Annotated in this window: 19 protein-coding genes; 9 read left to right on the plus strand and 10 right to left on the minus strand. The window is 42.4% G+C overall.

What is annotated here, in order from left to right; all coding sequences use genetic code 11:
• Positions 1-105 precede the first annotated feature (105 nt).
• Both SYN7509_RS0221235 and SYN7509_RS0221240 read right to left on the minus strand, forming a co-directional pair.
• The gene (locus tag SYN7509_RS0221235) at positions 106-714 is read right to left on the minus strand and encodes a PIN domain-containing protein (RefSeq protein ID WP_009630269.1); all 609 of its coding nucleotides are present in this window, start codon (positions 712-714) and stop codon (positions 106-108) included.
• Positions 711-1,178, minus strand: a complete 468-nt coding sequence (locus SYN7509_RS0221240) for a hypothetical protein (protein ID WP_009630270.1) — start codon at positions 1,176-1,178, stop codon at positions 711-713. Before SYN7509_RS0221240 ends, SYN7509_RS0221235 begins: the two co-directional genes overlap by 4 nt.
• A gap of 459 nt (positions 1,179-1,637) precedes the next feature.
• Between SYN7509_RS0221240 and SYN7509_RS0221245 the strand changes: the two genes are divergently transcribed.
• The 7 genes from SYN7509_RS0221245 to dinB all read left to right on the plus strand — a co-directional run bounded on the left by SYN7509_RS0221245 (position 1,638) and on the right by dinB (position 6,693).
• Positions 1,638-2,321, plus strand: coding sequence for a hypothetical protein (locus SYN7509_RS0221245; protein ID WP_009630271.1), 684 nt, complete (start codon positions 1,638-1,640; stop codon positions 2,319-2,321).
• Between the two features lie 45 nt (positions 2,322-2,366).
• Positions 2,367-2,498, plus strand: a complete 132-nt coding sequence (locus SYN7509_RS31445; protein ID WP_009630272.1) for a hypothetical protein — start codon at positions 2,367-2,369, stop codon at positions 2,496-2,498.
• Between the two features lie 92 nt (positions 2,499-2,590).
• Positions 2,591-3,394: a tyrosine-type recombinase/integrase gene (locus SYN7509_RS26600; RefSeq protein WP_009630273.1), complete on the plus strand. Its 804-nt coding sequence runs from the start codon at positions 2,591-2,593 to the stop codon at positions 3,392-3,394.
• A 78-nt stretch (positions 3,395-3,472) separates the two neighbouring features.
• Positions 3,473-4,138, plus strand: coding sequence for a hypothetical protein (locus SYN7509_RS0221260; RefSeq protein ID WP_028954486.1), 666 nt, complete (start codon positions 3,473-3,475; stop codon positions 4,136-4,138).
• Positions 4,139-4,288: 150 nt separating this feature from the next.
• Positions 4,289-4,930 (plus strand): tyrosine-type recombinase/integrase, encoded by a 642-nt coding sequence (locus tag SYN7509_RS26605; protein WP_038022150.1) that lies wholly within the window; start codon positions 4,289-4,291, stop codon positions 4,928-4,930.
• A gap of 386 nt (positions 4,931-5,316) precedes the next feature.
• Entirely contained in the window at positions 5,317-5,598 is a 282-nt protein-coding gene (locus SYN7509_RS0221270; RefSeq protein ID WP_028954487.1) for an HU family DNA-binding protein, read from the plus strand.
• Between the two features lie 9 nt (positions 5,599-5,607).
• The gene (gene dinB, locus SYN7509_RS0221275) at positions 5,608-6,693 is read left to right on the plus strand and encodes a DNA polymerase IV (RefSeq protein WP_028954488.1); all 1,086 of its coding nucleotides are present in this window, start codon (positions 5,608-5,610) and stop codon (positions 6,691-6,693) included.
• A gap of 10 nt (positions 6,694-6,703) precedes the next feature.
• Here the strand turns inward: dinB and SYN7509_RS0221280 are convergent, their stop codons facing one another.
• Positions 6,704-7,021: a hypothetical protein gene (locus SYN7509_RS0221280; protein WP_009630378.1), complete on the minus strand. Its 318-nt coding sequence runs from the start codon at positions 7,019-7,021 to the stop codon at positions 6,704-6,706.
• A gap of 348 nt (positions 7,022-7,369) precedes the next feature.
• Here SYN7509_RS0221280 and SYN7509_RS0221285 point away from each other — a divergent pair, with 348 nt between their 5' ends.
• Positions 7,370-7,708: a hypothetical protein gene (locus SYN7509_RS0221285; protein ID WP_009630379.1), complete on the plus strand. Its 339-nt coding sequence runs from the start codon at positions 7,370-7,372 to the stop codon at positions 7,706-7,708.
• Positions 7,709-7,763: 55 nt separating this feature from the next.
• On the opposite strand, the gene SYN7509_RS26610 is transcribed toward SYN7509_RS0221285, so the two are convergent.
• The 7 genes from SYN7509_RS26610 to recD2 form a co-directional block, all read right to left on the minus strand.
• A complete protein-coding gene (locus SYN7509_RS26610; RefSeq protein WP_369792321.1) occupies positions 7,764-8,060 on the minus strand; it encodes an ATP-binding domain-containing protein in 297 nt (98 codons plus the stop codon).
• A gap of 103 nt (positions 8,061-8,163) precedes the next feature.
• Positions 8,164-9,777 carry an AAA family ATPase gene (locus SYN7509_RS27820; protein ID WP_009630381.1) on the minus strand — a complete coding sequence of 538 codons (1,614 nt, stop codon included), beginning with the start codon at positions 9,775-9,777 and terminating at the stop codon, positions 8,164-8,166.
• A 125-nt stretch (positions 9,778-9,902) separates the two neighbouring features.
• The gene (locus SYN7509_RS26620; protein WP_009630382.1) at positions 9,903-10,832 is read right to left on the minus strand and encodes a DUF6262 family protein; all 930 of its coding nucleotides are present in this window, start codon (positions 10,830-10,832) and stop codon (positions 9,903-9,905) included.
• Entirely contained in the window at positions 10,829-12,442 is a 1,614-nt protein-coding gene (locus SYN7509_RS0221305) for a tyrosine-type recombinase/integrase (RefSeq protein WP_009630383.1), read from the minus strand. Before SYN7509_RS0221305 ends, SYN7509_RS26620 begins: the two co-directional genes overlap by 4 nt.
• Positions 12,435-13,916, minus strand: coding sequence for a tyrosine-type recombinase/integrase (locus SYN7509_RS0221310; protein WP_009630384.1), 1,482 nt, complete (start codon positions 13,914-13,916; stop codon positions 12,435-12,437). The genes SYN7509_RS0221305 and SYN7509_RS0221310 overlap by 8 nt, the downstream gene beginning before the upstream one ends.
• A complete protein-coding gene (locus SYN7509_RS0221315) occupies positions 13,913-14,989 on the minus strand; it encodes a tyrosine-type recombinase/integrase (RefSeq protein WP_009630385.1) in 1,077 nt (358 codons plus the stop codon). Before SYN7509_RS0221315 ends, SYN7509_RS0221310 begins: the two co-directional genes overlap by 4 nt.
• Entirely contained in the window at positions 14,961-17,093 is a 2,133-nt protein-coding gene (recD2, locus tag SYN7509_RS26625) for an SF1B family DNA helicase RecD2 (protein ID WP_084610793.1), read from the minus strand. Before recD2 ends, SYN7509_RS0221315 begins: the two co-directional genes overlap by 29 nt.
• Before the next feature lie 145 nt (positions 17,094-17,238).
• On the opposite strand from recD2, the gene topA reads away from it, so the two are divergent.
• Positions 17,239-19,449: a type I DNA topoisomerase gene (gene topA / locus SYN7509_RS0221325; RefSeq protein WP_028954489.1), complete on the plus strand. Its 2,211-nt coding sequence runs from the start codon at positions 17,239-17,241 to the stop codon at positions 19,447-19,449.
• The last annotated feature ends 85 nt before the right edge of the window (positions 19,450-19,534 follow it).

A 19,534-nucleotide genomic window follows, 5' to 3' on the forward strand; every position in this document is an offset into this window, starting at 1 on the left:
ACCTTACTATAAGCTGCTTTTATCGATTGATTGCTGTGATACATTTTGATATGGATTGAGATCCAAAATTATTTCAATTTCTACAGGCAGTCTCCAAATATTTTGCTAAGAAGGTAACTGTGACTGAATATAACTATATCCACGCTCGAATTGTAGAAATATCTTGCAGTTGAATTGGTTGAGTTCCTCCTCGATATCAGGATTGTCGAAGTCTTTTGAGTTTCGATTCAAAAAACACGCCTGTGGTGGTTTATAGCATCGCAGATGGTTCACAACTGAAGCATAAACAAGGGCATCTTGTGGCGTTAAATCGTAAGCAGCTTCATGAGATACTGCTTCTTTTAAAATATCGCCCGTTAGCGCTACAATCTCTCCTATATTGAAGATGCGCTTTCGATATTGGCTAAAGCGATGTTTCTCCTCCTCATTACTTTGAACCATTAAGCTAGCAATGTCTTGGATACTCTTAATACGACTTTTATAAGAAGCTGTACGTGAAAGTTGGGTTAACTCAGCATTTAATGACCTTTGAAGCTCCTTACGCTTCCTTGCTTGACGAGTCAGCTTCTCATGGGGTTCCGCAAGACTATATGCCGGAATTATCAGCTTTGCCTGCTCTGTTTCAACGAGTTTTAGAATCTGTTCACAGCTAGAACATTGCTCCTGCTCAAAGGTTAGCTCTAAAACAAAATTTGTTTCGACATAGATATTCACGCAACTGCCTCATGCTCGAACTTTCCTCCGGTTAAAGCAGCATACAATCCTGAATCCATCACCCAGCGCTGAGAATCATCAATATTTTCAGGAGGCTTTGGTGAGTAAATAATTTCTTCAAGCCAAGCAGCAACAATCAGTTCAAGGCTTTGTCCACTAATTTGACTAGCCGTTACCCCTGCCCGTTCAAAGTAAGGCTGAAGAATAGAGTAGGCATCAATTATATATGCAGGTTTACGCTCCTCTATATGATTCTCATCAATCCATAAGTAAAATTTGTCTGGAAACACAATCAAAAAATACGGAGCGTTTGGCAAAATACTGTGTGCCAGAATATTGCGTCGAAGTTTTGCTACCCACTCTGGGGATACGTTAGTTTTGTTTTTAACCTCAACCACAAGAGTGAGTTGACCGTCAGGATTGTCAAAGGACAAATCCCAGCTATAATCAGGGTTTACAGCCATAATAAGCTCATTCTAGAAACCAACTACCTTACTATTTTGACGCAGAATATTATTAGTATGTTAACGATATTCTAAGTTGAGAAACCCCAAAAAGTGTGTTTGAAAGGGTAAAGAATCCGCCTCTCAGTTAGACGCGATTTCCCTCCCTACTGTCCCTACTCTTGTCGTCTACTTCTTTCGCCAGCGTAAGGACAAGCCACTTCATGCCCTATCTGTGGAGCTATGGGTAGGTCAGCAGAAATCTGGTAGCCGCGAACCTGTCCACGCTTTAGGCTAGAAGGAAGCCAATGTCAGGGAATCTATTAAAAGCGCGATAGCGCAAGCGCGCCCGGTTACGGGCTTCGCTTCCTTTTCCCAGCAGTACGAGGTAATTATTAACGGTGTTGCAGCGACCGTCGAACTTAAGCCTCAATTGTGTCCTCTTGCTCCTTGCCCTTTAAAGATTGGAGAGCAAAGTCAGTGACTCCAAGCTATGAGCAACTTGAACTAGATTTGTGGGGCGACCTTAAAACTGCGCTGACTGAGCCAGAATCCGCCGATATGAAATTGCTTTGGCATTCCTTAGATCAAGCGATCGCTCACTCTGATAGCAATGAGCAATTATTAGTGGCTGGAGATGCGATTACTCAGATTGTCGAAGTTTACGTTAAACGCGCTAAAAGTATTTTAGATAGTCTGGAGGTGAACGATGACAGCAGCGAGGGATCTGTTTTAGATGAGGACTTTTTATCAGGTTTGATGCGGCAGTCGATGTCGCTTGATTTGTCGGACTTGATGGAAGAATTTACTTTTGAGAGTGAATCTAGCCCCGTTAGTGTAAGTTCGGTGGTGTCGGTAATAGACCGCAAAGAAGCTAAGGCAATCGCTCGAAAAGCTAGGGCTGCCATGAGAAAGGCTCTGAAAGAGTTGGCAGAGCAAGAGAATATTCCTAAGTGGCAGAATGCGATCACCCATTGGATTGAACAGCATCACGGGAAAAAAGTTTCTCTAGAGCAACTACAGCAAGCACTGGGTATGCCACTGGTCGAAATTTGGCTGGGGCTGCTGCATTCCCCTACTTCTTACTCGTGGGATGGTCAGGGGGAGTTTTATCGGGAGGCAAGAGATTTTTGGATTGGTAAAATTGCTTACCGCAGCGATTAACCAAATACTTAATATTTAATTATTAAATATTCGGTTAGTAATTCAATGAATAATTCTACCCAGTCGCAATCCGAAGATAATCAATTTGAGTCCGCAGTTATCAAAGTTTTAGTTCAGCGTAAAATGGATGTCTTGCTTAAAGAAACTATTGAGTTATTGAATAAGACGTTGCCATAATTAAGGCGTTGCCGTTTTTAAAACCAAAGGCTGCCGAGTTTAAGGGTTATGCCTGTATTATATTTTCTACTAGCAAGCTACTTGGTTGCTCTATGATTAAGCCTCCTCCACTCAAGCTTCCCAATTCATCCCGCCGCGAACGAGAATTCCTCTACCTCCATGAAGTCGATGCCCTGATTACTGCAAGCCGCCAAACTCGCACTCCCATCCGCAACCAAGCTTTGATCATGCTGTTGTTCTGTCAATCGCTGCAACCATCGGAAATTTGCTGGCTGCGCTGGTGCGACCTCAATTTCACTACCCGTACTCTGCTCATTGTTCGTAATCGCTCTAAATCCCTCCGCCTCCAACCACAAATTGTAGTTAACCAGCAACCTTTATGTCCTGCGGAAATTGAGATTTTGCAGGAATTAGTACAACTTAGTAAAACTGACTGGATACTAGAGAGCGAAAGGCAACAACGCTTAAGCGATCGCTCTTTGCACCATATTGTTCAACTTTCTGGCATTGTAGCTGGTTTGCCAATTCCAGTTCACCCCTATATGCTCCGCCGTTCTGGGTTATATTATCGCGCTGCTCTGTTGCTGCAAGGAGCCAATCTCTCTTTGCACGAATGCTGCCTGCTGTGGAATTATTACGCCACATCCTCAGATATGCCTGCTTCTGCCCAAATTGAGTATCAGGCGATTAACCGCAAGCGTGAGGAGACTTTTTTGCTTGCTCTTGACCAAATCAAAGCTTTTTCTGGTATCAGCGCCGATGAAAATATCATCGACTATCTTTTGGGTGCTTATTTGTTGTCTCCCCCCAAGCCAGAAATTTACAATAATTACTGGCTTGCGCCTTCTAACTGGCATTTGCGAACTTTGCCGAAAACATCTAGGACTAATAGATAACATTTTTATAGTTGTTATCAGCAAGTGCATAATAGTGAGTAATACCTTTATCCTTATTCAACTTAAGTTATTTTTACGGTGCAAAACTCCTCCATTTCTCCTACATCTAATTCTATCGTTGCCAAACTTTTAGAAATTGATGCCGATTTAGCAGCACAAGAAGCCCAATTAGCTGCTCAACTCCAATCGATTCAAGAGAAACGCCACAGTCTCAAAAACGTTATTAGCCTATTTCCTCCTGGAGATAGTGCCGTTCATACACCTGTAGTAACACCAACACCAGTTGTTGAAAAACAAGAAAAAACCCCTGTTCCAGAAGTGGCAACTCCAGAACTAGAAGATACAACGATAGATGCTACCGAAGCTGCACCCCAATCTCAAAAGCCACAAGGAAAGAAAAACCCATCCTCTACTAGCAAGTCTAATAAGAAATCAGCACCCACCAAGGAGGCAAGTAAAGAAGCAGATACTTGGCAGCAGTATGTGAAAGAAGACTTTAGCAACGCTAGTCTAGCGGAGGCTGTCGCTGAAGTTATGCAACAGCAACAAAAGCAGGTACTAGAGATTACAACAATACTAGATGCCCTTTTTGTCGAGCAGATTCCAAAAGAGTTAAGAACTAAGGCGCGAGAACGTGTCTCGAATGTCCTATCGGTGGGTGCGAAAAAAGGAAAATGGTATCGAGGGCTTGCTGGTAAATATAGTATGTCAAGTGCCGCCGTTGAGGAAGACTCAGCAGTATAACAAACGGGAAGTCCTAGCCTTATTAAACCCTTAAAACTTACACTACTGCTCTAAGGATAAAAATATTTAGCGCTTAGTGCTGGTGTTATACCTTACACAGAAGATGGACGGTGTAGCCTGGAAATATATTACTGACAGGTGGCACTGGGCATGAAAATAGACAGGCATGGCAGAGCCAAAGTCCTCACACAAGCAGAGATTAGGTTGTTGTTCAACCAAGGATTCGCCACCAATCGAGATCGGGCTTTGTTTGGCGTGTGCCTGTTTACCGCTTGCCGGATTAATGAAGCCTGTACTTTGCAGGTAATCGACGTTTATGACACTAGAGCAAGAGTTAGACCTTATTTAATTATTCGTAAAGGGAAAACTAAAGGGAAATTAGCCACCCGTACTATCCCCGTGATTACTGACTTGAAAGCGCTTTTATCTAGCTATAGCCTAGTCAAGGGTCAGAACTATCTGTTTCCCGGTCGTTACGAGGGCAGCTACATTAACCCAGATTCTGCGGCGAGGATTTTACGCAAAGCTTGCCGCCTAGTGGGATTAGAAGGAGTTTCAACGCACAGTTTTCGGCGCACTGCCCTGACAAACATGAGTAATGCGGGAATCGGGTTAAGAGTTATTCAAGAGATATCAGGTCACAGAGACTTAAGCCAACTGCAAAATTATTTGGAGGTAGCAGAAGCGCAAGTGTTAGGGGCAGTCGCTTCCCTATCAATGCTGTCTCCGGTTGAATATGAAGTCGGGAAATACAGGGAAGACGACTTGGCCACCGATTTAAGACAGCAGTAACTAAAGAAGCGCAAATGCTTGCGTCAGGCGAAAAAACAGCGTTAACGTTTTCTGTTTTCGCCATACCCGATGTGCTTGACTTTACAAAGCGTTACAAACTTTACAAAGTGTTACAAACTCACGACTGATTGAAAACGAGAAAAAGTTACAGCTTTTGAGGTGGAATAACAGGCAATGCTGCACAAAATCTGGCGAAAGAGTAACAATGAATGTTGCCCTCAACTTATGGCAAATGCGCTAATCGCAAAGCACCTAAATTGCTGTTAAAACCCATATAGCAGGAATGCTAACGATTCCTTCGACGAGGTGAAGATTTGCAAGTAGTACATTTGCACGCTCTAGCATCTGCCTATAGAATAGCAACGGTGAAAAGAAGTGAAAAGGTCATGAATAAAGCTGAATTAGTTGAGGCAATCTCACAAAAAACCAATGTTAGCAAGAAAGAAACTGATTCAATCCTGACTGCTATGTTAGAGGAAATTATGGCAGCCGTTGCAAGTGGCAGCAAGGTAACGTTTGTCGGGTTTGGCTCCTTTGAGCCGCGCGAACGTCAAGCGCGCTCTGGGCGTAACCCTAAAACAGGTGAAACTATGACTATTCCCGCTACTCGCGTTCCGGTCTTTTCGGCGGGTAAATCGTTTAAGGACAAGGTTGCTCCAAGCGAGTAATTTTTAGGCATGAGCAGTAATAGAAAAATCCTGCACGTTGATCTTGATGCTTTTTATGCCTCGGTCGAACAACGGGACAACCCTCGTTATCGAGATAAACCCCTTGTGGTAGGTGGATTGCCCCAAGAGCGCGGTGTAGTGGTTGCTGCCAGCTACGGGGCTAGGAAGTTCGGTATCCATTCCGCCATGCCCTCTTACCTTGCCCTGCAAAAATGTCCTGCTCTGGTCTTTGCTCCACCTCGATTCGAGGTCTACCGCAGCATCAGTACCCAGATTCATGCTATCTTCAAGCGCTACACGGATTTAGTAGAACCTGTAGCCCTTGATGAAGCATACCTTGATGTCAGCCAAAATAAATTAGGGCTGCTTTACGCTACGACCATTGCCAAACAAATCAAAGCAGCAATTCTCGCAGAGACTAACCTAACGGCAAGTGCCGGAGTTTCGGTAAATAAGTTTTTGGCAAAAATGGCATCGGGCATGAACAAGCCCAACGGACTAACAGTGATTTTGCCTGAACACGCCGTAGATTTTGTCGCCGCCCTACCCATTGAGAAGTTTCATGGCATTGGACAAGTCACTGCTACCAAAATGCACAACTTGGGCATCCACAATGGGGCAGACCTTAAGCAATACAGCCAAACCGATCTAGTGCGTCACTTCGGCAAGGCAGGACATTTCTATTACCTCATTTCTAGGGCAGAGGATAATCGGATAGTCGAGCCTAACCGCCTTCGCAAATCAATTGGTGCAGAAACTTCGTTCACCAAGGACTTGAATGACCCACAAGTAATGCTACTTGAATTGGAAACCATTGCTCAAACTGTCGAGCATCGCTTAGAAAGCTACCAAACTCTGGGACGCACCATCACCTTGAAAGTCAAGTTTGCCGACTATGAGCGAATTACGCGCAGTAAAACTGTAACTGCTGCTGTTGGTAAGGCGGAGGCAATTAACCAAGTAGCCAGGGAACTGTTAGCATCGGTTTCTTTAGAGGGGCGCAGCGTTCGACTATTAGGTATTTCCCTATCAAATCTTGATGGAGCCACTGAACCCAAAGCAATTCAACTATGCTTGTTTGAATCTGGCTATTAATCCTGGCAACCTAACTAGCAGCACTGACAACAGGTGTAGCTTCCTTTGATTCCTTCGGTTTTTTCTCGAAAGTCTGTACATTCGGCTCCTTAAGTACAAAACCCGAATCAGTCTTCTCCCCCATCATTCCTGCGATCGCTGCTACCCACATCGGATAGTTCTCCTGGGCTTGCTCTAACTTTTTGAATATCTTAGGCTTGAGGCTGACAGTAACTATTTGTTCGCCTGTATCAATATCAAATTGCTTACAGCCATTTTCACCTGTCTGCACGTCTACTGGAAATTCGTTAATTTTAATGGTCAATTCTAGCTTTCCTGGTGTAGGCATGGCGGATCTCCTTGGATACAATATTTTTTCTGATAGCGTTGCAGATAGTAGGTTTGTTATGGCTACAAGCCGAGGTGTATTTTTTTCCACGCCTTAGTAGAGATGGGACTGTGTATGCGCTACTAAAGTTAGGGTAGTTGTAGTTGCTAATTATAACTACAATTTTACCCCTCTATTGCTAGATGTTCTACTTATGCTCAAGCAATAGATTATTCAGAGGAACACAATGGTAAACCATCGATTATCAATTTGGATGCAGTTGCTATATCTATGAATACTTTAGAAAGCATCATTATTGGTCTGACTTTAAGTGATAATTAATCACTTACTTCACTTAGAACACACCGCATGAACGCTGTTCAAATTTTCGCTTTAGAAACTTTCTTGGAACGCAACTATTTTGCCAGTGATGAGGAAGGCACAATCGCCAGCTTAGGATGTGCATCTTTTTCTACTTATCTGACTAACTCTGACGAAGAAAGCTACTGCTTCTCCTTATATCTGGGCGACTTAGTAGGTTACGAATTCTCTCTGATAGACGAGGCTTATGTTTGGGATGCAGAAGGTTTGGAAGACCGGCTCACCAAAGTTGATTCTCTCAAGCAACTTTTCCAAGACTTTGCCAATCTAACTTTCGACATGACTTTTGAAGAAACCGAAGATACAGAATCCCAATCCGAATCATGAATAGTTGCAGTTAAAATAGACTATTGAGATTAAAAATTTGACATCTTACTATCAGCTAACCAGTAGTAGCAAGGGTCATTAGCCTCAATCGTTCTTGCAAGTAGGTATAGCGCTGCTGGTCTTTAACTTGCCTGACTGCTAAACCAATTGCTTTAGTTGTCCCTACGACAATTGCTAATCTTTTAGCACGAGTTAGACCCGTATAAATCAAGTTGCGCGACAGCATCAAGTAATGCTGCATAAATATAGGCAGGATTACCACCGGATACTCCGAGCCTTGTGCTTTATGAATTTTATGTATTACATAACATCTACAACGATGATGTAATGATAGTTTTATTGTTGTGTATATATTCCACGATGTAAAATTTAAGTCCTCGCAACTGAGTGGTTACTCAACGTGCCGATATGCAATGAGATTGTTAGACACTGAGGCAGAATATGAATACACGCAATCATACTGCCTCAATATCGGATTCCAGCGTGCCAAAAAGAGATTTAACAAAAGCTAATGCTTCGTTATTATCCATTAATAGTTTCCGTACAGCCCCTTGATACTGTTCACAGTCTTGAAATCCAAGCTCCTTTACAAGCTTTTGTAAGGCAGGTGTCTCACGAACTGGATATTGTGAAATAATCTCCGTCAAATTGCCAGCATTAAAGGCATTTTGTAGCCGTTCACGCTCTGCTGTGACAGCACTAGCCACGTCAATAGCAATATTTATAGGCTTCCCCTCTACGATTTCTTGTCTTCGAGGCAGATGCCGAAAAACTTCCTCACGAAGTGCCTTTTCAGCAGTTCGCTCACTCAAGCGTTGGATGTGTGGTTTAATTGCTTCGAGCGCAGCAGTTTTAGCATTAGCGAGGTGTGTAGAGGCATCATTCCCAGTAACAGCTGCATGACGCTGTGCAACAAACCATTGAACTTGCGGATGGTAATAGATCGACTCAACTGAAAACACCGAAAGAGCATATATACCCTTCTCTTTGAGTCGATTAATGTCATTTTCCATTCGCCGATCATTATCAACAACACCAAAAGCATGAAGCCAGTGCAGATCACCAGATTCCCGAAGGCTAGAAACGGCATGTTCGACATCGCGGCAGCTTGATTTCGCAACGATAGAGACGGTTGGAAATACTAGACTATAAAGCGGCTTGTCAAGACTTTGCTCAGTACCTTCAATAAATAGGAGCTTTCTGCGCGCACCAAGAATGTCTTTTTTGAGATCATCATCTATTTCACTGCCGGAGGAAACAATATCTGCATCCCAACTACTTACGGAAGCACCAGTATAAGTGCAGTCTCGAATGAGTAATGTACGTGCGCTTGGATTATCGGAGGGCAACATCACCTCGTGTGTAGATACAATGAATGCACAGTCACTTCGTTTGGAAAACAAAAGTGTCAAGAGCGGTGAAATGATAGAGCGATGAAGATGGCGTTCCGGTTCGTCAATGAGTATTAATGTACCATCCTTAACAGTTAACACATCCGCCGCAATTAACAAAGCATTACGTTCACCATCTGATAACTCTGCAATGCTATAAGCAACACCTTCATGTTTTTTAGCAACTACTTCATCATTCTCATGGACAGAAATCTCAATGGGAACATTTGAAAGACGTAAAAGCTCGTTGATAATTTTTATAGGAGCATCTTTCTTTGCAAGAGTTTTTGCAAGCTCAATATTTTCACTATCAACTGCACCAGTAATTGATCGCGCACGGACGTTTTCAGCATCAATGAGACCATAGATTGCAATGCTTGCGCGTTGTGTAGCGTAATCATCTTTCCAGCGCGACTGTTGATTAGTGTCTGCACTTCGGATATTGGATTCAAAGTCTCGCTTCTGCTGGGACGATAGAGACATTGCGTTAGAAGAAAACCAATTTTGGCGATGTGCTGATATCCATCTTGCGGTAGTATTGTGAGAAGTATATAAATGTTGCATAAGGCTGGACTTACCTGTACCGTTGGCACCAAGGATGAACAGGTGTTCTCCGAGGTTGATAGTAAGATTGAGTGGTTCGCCTACAGAGGGAGGGATTGCTAGATTAAAGACCACGGATGTATTGCCATTTAGACTTTTATTATTTTAAACAAAGCAAAATAAAGCTGTGTAAAAGCATATTGCATCTACGAAAAGAATCTTAGAACATCAAAACTATGCGAGATAATGAAGAAAAGTGATTAGCAGTCAGTATATTCTTCCTCGTATTCAGCTTTAGCCTGATGCCAAGGCATAGGAGTCCAAGAACCGTAAACTGAAGCTCGATCAATTTTGACTACAAACTCTCCTCCCTGCACTGAAAGGTGGTTCTTGGGGACATCAAGCAGGAAACCTTTAGCCACTGCATCTGCATAGAACTGGTCAAACTCGTTATGCTCAAAAGTTGACGGTTCTGCTGCTTCGTTCGGAACCCAACCTTCCTCAATAGCCCGTCTTAGGCAACCAGCAAGACTCTGAATTTCATGAGTCTTTTTGTACTGCCTAAAGGCTTCAATAGCAAATAAAACAGTTTCTTCATCATGTTCACGGATTACTCGGTTTAGGCTTTCTGTAGACCGAATCCTTAAACTCTTCAGTTCATCTTGAACTACATCACTCACTTGACGGCTTTTAGCTTGAGCAATGGGAGTGACCTTAACTGCACTGCTCTCTCCCACTCGCTCTTTTATACGAGTTTGCAAATCAACAATTGTTTGCTGCTGTCGTTCTACTTGCTCTTGTAGATAGTGAACTCGGTAGACCTGCCCTGCTAATGCTTCATTTTTACGTTTGAGTTCGCTGTTTTCCTGCTCTAGTTGTCGAATACGCTCTTTTAGCCTAGCAATAATCTTTCCCGTAGCAGACGAATTGGGTTGAGCTACAGGAGTAACAGGCATTGAATTCTGTTTAGACCGTAACTCGGCAATATGGCGTTTTAGTTCAGGGTACTTATATAGGTAGCTAACGCTAACATTGGCTTCTTTAGCAATGGTCTGAAAGTTAATTTTGGCATTGAGCTTCCGTAGCCGTTCGATAGCTTTGTACACTCGGTCAAGAGAATCCTGCTTACGAGCTTCTTGGGTCTGTTTAAGGATATCAATCCTAGACTCCCTAGTATCCCCCCTACTCATGCTGCCTCCTGTAATGATGCAATAATCTTGTCTAACTGGTCGGATTGCCGTCCGAACTGCTCAACAAGCACGTCTTGTCCGTTGACTTTGGCTCTAGATTCCTTCGCTCTCAATTCATCCCGAACTTTGATGTATTGAGGTAACTTTTCAAGTACAGCGACAAAACAGCGACAGGTATAACAGGCTCGGAACTTCTCACAACGCTCGTCCAATGGCAGACCACAATAGCCATAAATAGGAGTGTTGATGTGGTCGCCAAAGAGTTCGAGTTGATGGGCCGTTGGATCTTCCCAAAAGGATTTAGGTAAAGATTCGTAGTGCAACGGTTTTCCCTCTGCATTAAGAAGAGCTTTCTGGATATGTCCAGCTTCTTTTTCAATTAAATCACAGCTTATATGAGTGTAGTAAGTGCTAGTAGTTACTAATCGTTTATGTCCAGCCCACGCACTAACCACTGCCAGATCGTGTCCTTGTTCAAACAGTTGTGTTAAGCGAGTAGGTCTAACTAAACAAGAACTAAATTTAGCTAATTCACCATTTTCATCTTGAATATTTTCAGCATTGATGAGGCATCTAATAATTATATTCAAGGGATTGTGAGATTTATGGATTACTTTTTTAACAGGCTTCAAATTAGGTTGACTTGGATCTGTTCTAGAAAAGTATTGATAATCGCAAAATAAATAATCCCACTCATCACCCCAGAGATCCTGAATATATTTCTGCTGTTGTTGAACAACTTTAGCAATGATTCTAGTAATTGGGATTTCGTGCTGGTCTTGTGTCTTGTTACGTTGCCAAACAATTTTCCAACCCCCTCCTTCCTGAATCAAACAATTTTTGCTTAAAAATGCTAGTTCATTTGGTCGCATAGCTGTAAAAAATGCTATAAACCACATCCGGGCAATTGAGTCAGGAATTTTATGTAACCTTTTCTCAATTTCTTCCAGAACAAAATCGGGAATGGAATCAGGATTATTGATTATTTGTTTGGGCAAGTCAGATTTTCTAATCAGCTCTTGTTCGAGATTGAAAAAGTCTTTGATTGTTCCTGTTATAAAAAAATCGCGCAGAGCTAACAATCTGTTCCGTCTACCATAATGTCCTGATTTATCCCAAGCCATAAAATCAATGATTAAACAGCGGTTTATCTCAAAAATTCCTTGAATGTTTTTTTCATTTAAGTATTGAGAAAAAATTCTAAGATGATGCGAACTTGTAATTATATAGCTAAAAGATTTATTAAGTTTACAAAGTTGATAAATATATTTTTTTACATATTTTCTAAACCAAGCTAAATGAACAGTAGCAAAATTGACAGTCAAATTACTAACTCTCTCATGATAGGAAGATGTTACAGTTCTTAAATCCCATACTTCATCTTCAAAGCTAAATTCTTTTCCAATTAGTATTTGATCAGAGAATTGACTAAGAACTTTAGCAGTAAGATCTATTGATTGAACAGTTGAAATTCCGCAAGTTGGACAGTAAAATTTTCTTTTTCCTTTTTTTCCGCTACCAGATAGTCTAACATTTCTAGCATTACAATCCTTACTGGGACAAGCAAACTCACCGATTTTGTAGTTCTCTTTCCAATCTATATCAATCATTATCAGCAAGCTTCTCCAATCCTTTAATACAACTCATTAAGCTATTTTGGTCGTTTTCTAAACCTTGCTGCTGTCGAACCATTTTCAAGACTTGAGCAGTTTTTAGTTCTTCTTCAACTCGCTTTAAATCTTCTTTTAAATAAACTAAGTCTTCATTGGAAGTACGCCAATGTTCGCATCGCCAACAAGCATTTACTGTTTGGCATGGAGATTTTACGATTGGCCTATGACATTCTCCGTACTGAGTAGTAAAAGAGTGCATTTTCCGCCTTATTAACTCAGTGATAGGATTTTTAGGTTGATAAGTAGTGATAACTTTACCAGCAATGTCAACATACTTTTTCTCTCGCATCAGTTCTTGATATTCTTCTCCCAAAACTTGTTTAAGAAGATGTTTGTAATGACGCTGCATATTAGGAGAACGATGTCTTAAATATTTTTGAATAATTAAATCTCTCACACCAGCATTGGTCATTACCGTAGCAACTGTACGGCGGAATTGATGAGAAGTAAAATGCCAAAGTTCTCCTTCATGAGAACAAATATTACTTTTCTTCGCCAATCTATTTAACCACTTATTAAATGTTGAACCAGACATAACCTTGGGCTGGGGTTGAAATATCAGTTTATTAGAAACATTTGTTTTGGCATTACTTCCACAAAATAGCTTCTCATAGTCTTTATCCAAATTTTGTCTAATATAGTATTGCTGCTCTTTAATAACAGCAACTAATTCTAACGGTATTGGTAATTCATCTTCTATGTTAAATTTTTCAGTAGTAAAGCGTAGCCGCCATTGGCTCTTTCTCTTTCTCAAACAATCAAAAGGCATATTTAAAAGCTCCCCAATTCGCATTCCTGTTGTTCTTATCACGAGAACCATTCTTTGTAGGGTTTCAGGAAAATAATACAGATTTTGTTCTAATTGATTCCAAATATTTTCAGGAATATAATTGATTTGTTCATTAGTTGGACATCTTAACTTAAATTTCCCCTTAAACCAATAAGTGTTAACGTTAAACAAGTTCTCAATCCGACAAAATTCAAAAAAGCTGCACAAGGCTTTGTAATATCCCTCGGTTGTTCCTTCAGTTATTTTTTTTGTCTTTAGGTAGTAATCAAAGCTTTCAAAAGTCTGGTTGCTGATTTTAGCAGGATTGTCTATGGACTGAGTTTTTAAAAAACAAGAAAAAGTTTTTAGACTTCCTACGTAAATCTTAATTGTGCTAACTGAAAAACCTATTTTAGCCTTTACTAACGTATATACTTTGACTGACAACTCAAACCAGTGTTGTGAAAATCCATTAAAATTTATGGTTGATATTTTTTGATGGTCTTTGATTTTTAATCCTAAGTCTTCTACAGTTTGCCAAACATTTTTTTTAAGCAATGGATTTTTAAGAAGTTGTTTAATTTCTTGACTTTGACTAAAAAAAGGATAATTTTTCTCTAGAATTAATTCAAATGAATTCATTTATTCTCCTCTCTTTCTACTACCTCTATGAGATTTCCTTCACTAAGTACGTGAGAATAAATATCTAAGGTTGTTTGAATGCTCGCGTGTCCCAATAGATGTTTTACCCGCTCTGGTGGGTATTTGGCTTTGAGAAGCCTTGTAGCGTATGAATGCCGAAACAGGTGCGGATATACCTTAATACCCGTTTTCTCACTCAAGCGGTAGAACATGGTGTTGATTACACCCGCTTTCATCGGCTGACCTACTACTCCTTCCCAAATGTTGACGAATACATAAGGCGATTCTACTTCTGGGTACTCGTAGATCAGGTAGTCGTCATACATCTTTAATAGTTCAGGAATAACAGGGATGAACCTTTCCTGACCTTTTGCTCTTGCTTCATTGAGATTATTTCGCTTCTTAACTTGGATGAAATAGTCATTGGCATCTCCAACATCATCATGTTGTAGTCCCAGTAACTCTCCGATTCTCATTCCCGTTCCGTTGAGCATTAGGATTATGAATTTGTCTCGCAAGCGATGGCAAGTATTGACTAAAATTTCTACCTGTTCGTCAGTAAGACAACCAGGAAATTTCTTTGGCTCTTTTAGTTTGACTAGCTTCTGTCGAATTGGATTACTCTTAGCAATGCCTGCCAGTAATCCTTGTCTAGTTATTCCATACGGAAGGTAAAACCTATTAAACTGCTTGAAATCAACGGTTTGATTAACAATGTGGTAGTCATAAAAACCCATGATTGCTGTGATAGCTCGATTAATACTTTTCTCTGACCGTTTAGCCTCTACTGGTTGTATCGACAAAACAGACGTATCTCCAACCCTGAGCCAATAGGCAAAGTCTTCTATGTCATTTAGCTTAATATTCCGCCAGTCTAGATGCCTACTGTCAAGAAAAGCCCACCACAATTTGAAGTCGTAACCGTATGCCTCGACAGTCTTAGGTGATTTGTTAGTGCTGAGATAGGTTAGGTACCTCTGAATAGGTTCGATGACCTGATAGTCCCCGTCTAGCATCAACCAGACTATCTCTAAAGTGTTTGGGTCAATTCCTTTTTGCAGTGTGAGTTTCATTTACTAAGTATATAGTCATGATACTCGTTGTATAAGCTAAATTTTGTAACGAGATATCCCTACACCATGAATAAAAAAAGACTCGTTGTTGTTGTTGTTGAATATAAATATTCTGTAAAAGATAATGTATTGTCACCGCCCACGCTAACGCTAACTCATTGATGTCCGCATAGTCATAGTTAACAAAACGCCCTTCAAACTGCACCGTCACCTCCTGCTCCTCGGTGTCAATTGCGGCAATTGTCCCCAAGTCACCGTTGAACACCTCGCGGTTATAGTCATTGACTTGTTGAATCACGCGATCGCCCACGCGCAATTTCATCCCGCCGCGAAACAGTTCAGCTTTACCCTGACACGGTGGGTTCAGCAACTCTTGCAATACCGCGTTAAGATTGCGCGTCCCTACTTCGCCCCTAGTCATCGGGCATAACACCTGTACATCCCTAGCTGGGTCAAACCCTAACTGTCCAATTACATCCGTTAACAATTCTCGAATGCCTTGTACTCCATGTTCCGGTTCAGGAGCGTTCAACCACAGGCAATCGGAGCGCGGCGAAAGAGACACTGATTCTAAAGTTGGGTATTGTCCAGAATTGATTCGATGAGCATTGCTGATAATGGCGCTAGATTGCGCTTGGCGAAATACTTGCTCTAAGCGCACTACAGGTACTTGCCCTGAAGCAATCAGGTCGCGCAATACGTTTCCTGGTCCAACACTAGGTAACTGATCGATATCCCCAACTAATAGCAGTTGGGCATCCTTCGGTATTGCTTTGAGTAGCGAATGAGCTAAAAATAGGTCAAGCATCGATGCTTCATCTATGCCGATCGCGCTTGCCTGAAGCGGACTATCTAAGTCCCGTTTGAATTTCATCGTCTTGGGATCAAATTCCAGTAAGCGATGAATCGTCTTGGCTTCGCAGCCTGTCATCTCGCTCAATCGCTGTGCTGCTCTACCCGTCGGTGAAGCTAGAGCAATTGATTTGCCCATCGCTTTCCACAACGCCACAATCGTCCGAGTTGTAAAAGTCTTCCCCGTCCCAGGTCCTCCTGTAAGAATTAGTACCCGCTCCCTTGCTGCCATCTCTACCGCTTGCCTTTGCCCAGGTGACAGCCCCATTCCTGTTGCAAGGGTGAACTTGTCTATCCAAGCTTGCACTCTCTCTTTATCTACTAAAATCGGACGGCTCAACAACTGATGCAGCCGTTTTGCTAAGTTCTGTTCGCTGCTAAAGAATGGTAATTGATAGCAGATGAATTGGTGTTGCCGATGACCCTGCATTACCAACTCCTCGTCCATTGCCATCATATAAATTAGCTCGGTCAATACCTGGGGTGTCGGTTGATGGTCAGCTATGGTTAGCCGTTCTACTACTTTTTGAGTCAGTTCCATATAAGGCAAAAAACAGTGTCCGTCTTCTGCGGCTTCCCCTAAGACATGGATAATGCCTGCGCGGTATCGATACTCGCTGTCTGGTGCGATCCCCAAGTTCCGGGCGATCGCATCCGCCGTCACAAAACCTATCCCATAAATATCCGTTGCTAACTGGTATGGGTTATTCGTGACAGTTACTATTGATTCATCCCCATAGTGCTTGTAGATTTTTACTGCATAAGTAGTGGAGACACCATGCCCTTGTAAAAACACCATTACTTCCTTAATCGCCTTTTGCTTGTCCCAAGCAGTCTGAATCATCTTCACTCGTTTCTTTGCAATACCTGGAACTTCATTCAAGCGCTCAATTGAGTGTTCAATGATATCTAAAGTGTCTAGTCCAAAGTGGGCAACAATCCGTTTAGCGGTAACTGGTCCAACTCCTTTAATCAAGCCGGAGCCTAAATACTTTTCAATCCCTGTAATTGTGGCAGGTTTAGTCTCTTGATATTGCGTGACTTGAAACTGTTGCCCGAACTTGGGATGCTCCCGCCATATCCCAGTTAGTTTTAGTGTTTGACCTGCTTGGATATTAGGAAAGCTGCCCACAATCGTCACTAAGTCTCTATGACCGGAAGCTTTGAGTCGCGCTACACTATACCCCGACTCTGCCGAATGGTAAGTCAACCGTTCTACTACTCCTATCAGTGACTCATACTCGACAGACACTTTTCTATCCCTCACAAAAAGTAAAAGTAGCGCCGCTCTTACCTCAATTCCTCACTATAGACTACAAGCCTAAAACAAGGTTTTGTGCTAATTTCATAGTACAGAAATACTATAATTTTTAGGAAAGTGCAAAGGAAACACTGCTTTGGCAACTAAGCTTTTGATTGTCGAAAGTCCTGGCAAAATCAAAAAACTCAGCCAAATCCTCGGCTCTGACTGGTTGGTTAAAGCAAGTATGGGTCATGTCCGAGAATTAGCATCGGATGGACAAGATGCTTTGGGGTTTGATTTAACAGGCGATACAGTCACTTGTCGCTTTGTCCTGCGCCCAGAGAAAGGACAGCAGACCATCAAACAACTTCAAGCGGCTGCCCGGATGGTCAAGACAGTCTTTCTGGCAACCGATTGTGACCGAGAAGGGGAAACGATCGCTTGGCATCTTGGGCAAGCCTTACACCTAAAAAACCCCCAAAGAGTCATTTATACCGAAATTACCCCAACCGCAGTCAAAAGCGCGCTCGCTCGTCCCCGACAAATAGACCAAAACATGGTCAATGCGGGACTGTGCCGGAGCGTTCTTGATAAATTAGTCGGCTACAAAGGCTCTCCCTTGCTGTGGCAACTCCAAAATGGGGCGAAAAGCATGGGTCGAGTGCAAAGCGCTACCTTGCATATCCTCTGCCAAAGGGAGCAGCAAATCCAAGCTTTCGTTCCTCAAGACTATTGGAGCGTTTTTGTTGATTATGTTGAGGGTTTTCGCGCTTACTACTTGGGAACAACCCCTACTCTTAGTTCTGAACCATCCCCAACGTCACTACTCGACGACACCAGCGACACCAAAGAGCAAGCACCCCTTGAGTCAAGCAAAGTTTTAAGTGCAGCCCATGCAGATAGTTTAGTTAAACAGGCAAAAGCTAATCAGCATCACATTGTCTCTGTTGAAGGAAAAATTGCTACTCGCACTCCTCCCCCGGCTTTTGTCACATCTTCTTTGCAACAAGCCGCAGGAGCTAGGCTGAAGTTTAGTCCCGAAAAAACTATGCTTGTAGCTCAATCGCTGTATGAGTCGGGCTTAATCACCTATATGCGGACTGACAGTATTGCCCTAGCTCCAGAATTTTGTGCCGCAGTCAGGCATTGGTTGGAAGTACACGACCCTGACAACGTGCCAAAGACGTTAGCGCAACATAGACAAGTCAAAGGAGCGCAAGCCGCCCATGAAGCTATCCGCCCTACAGATATCCACAAGCGGAGCGCCGACTTGCGCGTTGAATTGTCTGCTGATGCCTTTGCCCTGTACGTGATGATTTGGAAGCGCTCTGTTGCTTCTCAGTGCCAAAATGCCAGAATCCGCCAAACAAGCATAGTCACCCAATCAGGGCATATTTTCTGGCAAGCCAAGGGACAACTAATTGAATTCCCTGGCTACACCAAATACTGGAATAACATCAGCGCTGATGTCCAACTCCCTAGCTTACGACAAGGGCAAATTCTCACCTTGCAACAGGCACTTCACGAGCAGAAACAGACTCAACCGCCACCGCGTTATAGTGAACCTAAATTAGTCCAAGTTATGGAACGCAGAGGCATTGGTCGCCCTAGCACCTATGCTGCAACTATTCAAACCCTTAAGCAAAGGCAGTATGCTGACCTGATTAAAGGTCACTTACAGCCAACGGGGCTGGGACTAGAAGTAGACCGCTTCTTAGCCGATGCCTTACCCGACTTGCTCCAAACAGAGTTTACTGCCGAGATGGAAAATCAGCTAGATGCGATCGCTTCTGGTAAGCAAGACTGGCAGCAGTATTTGACTGCCTGGAATCGAGATTATTTTGTACCAGCTTTAGCCAAAGCCAAGCAAGTAATTAAGCATCATCTCAGCAATTATCCTGCTACTCAGCTTGGAGGTTCTTTACGGCAATTATCTCCAACTCAACCACAGACAAAACAACAACCGGGGCAGCGTAACCAATCGCGTACCCGTTGCCCCCAGTGTCAGAACTATTTAGCGAAGATTCCCAGTAAGAAGCTAAAGAAAAAGTATTTTCTTAAGTGTGTCAGTAGTTGTACAGATATAGTTATGTTTTGGTCAGAGCGCGATAAAAAGTGGCAGCTACCCCACACCAGACAAACCAATGACACGCTACTAGAAACTGCAAATGCTCAAGTAACTCAATATTTTTGCCCAGTCTGTCAAAAACCTTTAGAGGAACATCGTTACCAAAAAGAAGGTCAAACCAAGAGTTTGCTACGTTGCTCCGACTCCAACGCCAGGAGCGATTCTAAGCATAAGGAAGCAGTCTATTTCCATACAGCAAAAGGATGGTGGAGTCCAAAGTTTGGTGAACTGCCTTAGACGTAGAGGGCTTACGGGCATCAGGTATCGCTACATCAACTGATATCGGCGGGAGGGAATCTAACATTTTGATAGTTTAGCTGAA

It is taken from the genome of Synechocystis sp. PCC 7509 (assembly GCF_000332075.2).
In the GTDB taxonomy this organism is placed as follows: domain Bacteria; phylum Cyanobacteriota; class Cyanobacteriia; order Cyanobacteriales; family Chroococcidiopsidaceae; genus Aliterella.

Coding starts and splice junctions, on each gene's coding strand:
- SYN7509_RS0221310 (WP_009630384.1), bottom strand. CDS start 13,916: ATGAATTCATTTGAATTAATTCTAGAGAAAAATTATCCTTTTTTTAGT.
- SYN7509_RS26605 (WP_038022150.1), top strand. CDS start 4,289: ATGAAAATAGACAGGCATGGCAGAGCCAAAGTCCTCACACAAGCAGAG.
- SYN7509_RS0221240 (WP_009630270.1), bottom strand. CDS start 1,178: ATGGCTGTAAACCCTGATTATAGCTGGGATTTGTCCTTTGACAATCCT.
- SYN7509_RS0221315 (WP_009630385.1), bottom strand. CDS start 14,989: ATGAAACTCACACTGCAAAAAGGAATTGACCCAAACACTTTAGAGATA.
- SYN7509_RS0221305 (WP_009630383.1), bottom strand. CDS start 12,442: ATGATTGATATAGATTGGAAAGAGAACTACAAAATCGGTGAGTTTGCT.
- dinB (WP_028954488.1), top strand. CDS start 5,608: ATGAGCAGTAATAGAAAAATCCTGCACGTTGATCTTGATGCTTTTTAT.
- SYN7509_RS0221270 (WP_028954487.1), top strand. CDS start 5,317: ATGAATAAAGCTGAATTAGTTGAGGCAATCTCACAAAAAACCAATGTT.
- SYN7509_RS0221280 (WP_009630378.1), bottom strand. CDS start 7,021: ATGCCTACACCAGGAAAGCTAGAATTGACCATTAAAATTAACGAATTT.
- SYN7509_RS31445 (WP_009630272.1), top strand. CDS start 2,367: ATGAATAATTCTACCCAGTCGCAATCCGAAGATAATCAATTTGAGTCC.
- SYN7509_RS26620 (WP_009630382.1), bottom strand. CDS start 10,832: ATGAGTAGGGGGGATACTAGGGAGTCTAGGATTGATATCCTTAAACAG.
- SYN7509_RS26600 (WP_009630273.1), top strand. CDS start 2,591: ATGATTAAGCCTCCTCCACTCAAGCTTCCCAATTCATCCCGCCGCGAA.
- SYN7509_RS0221285 (WP_009630379.1), top strand. CDS start 7,370: ATGAACGCTGTTCAAATTTTCGCTTTAGAAACTTTCTTGGAACGCAAC.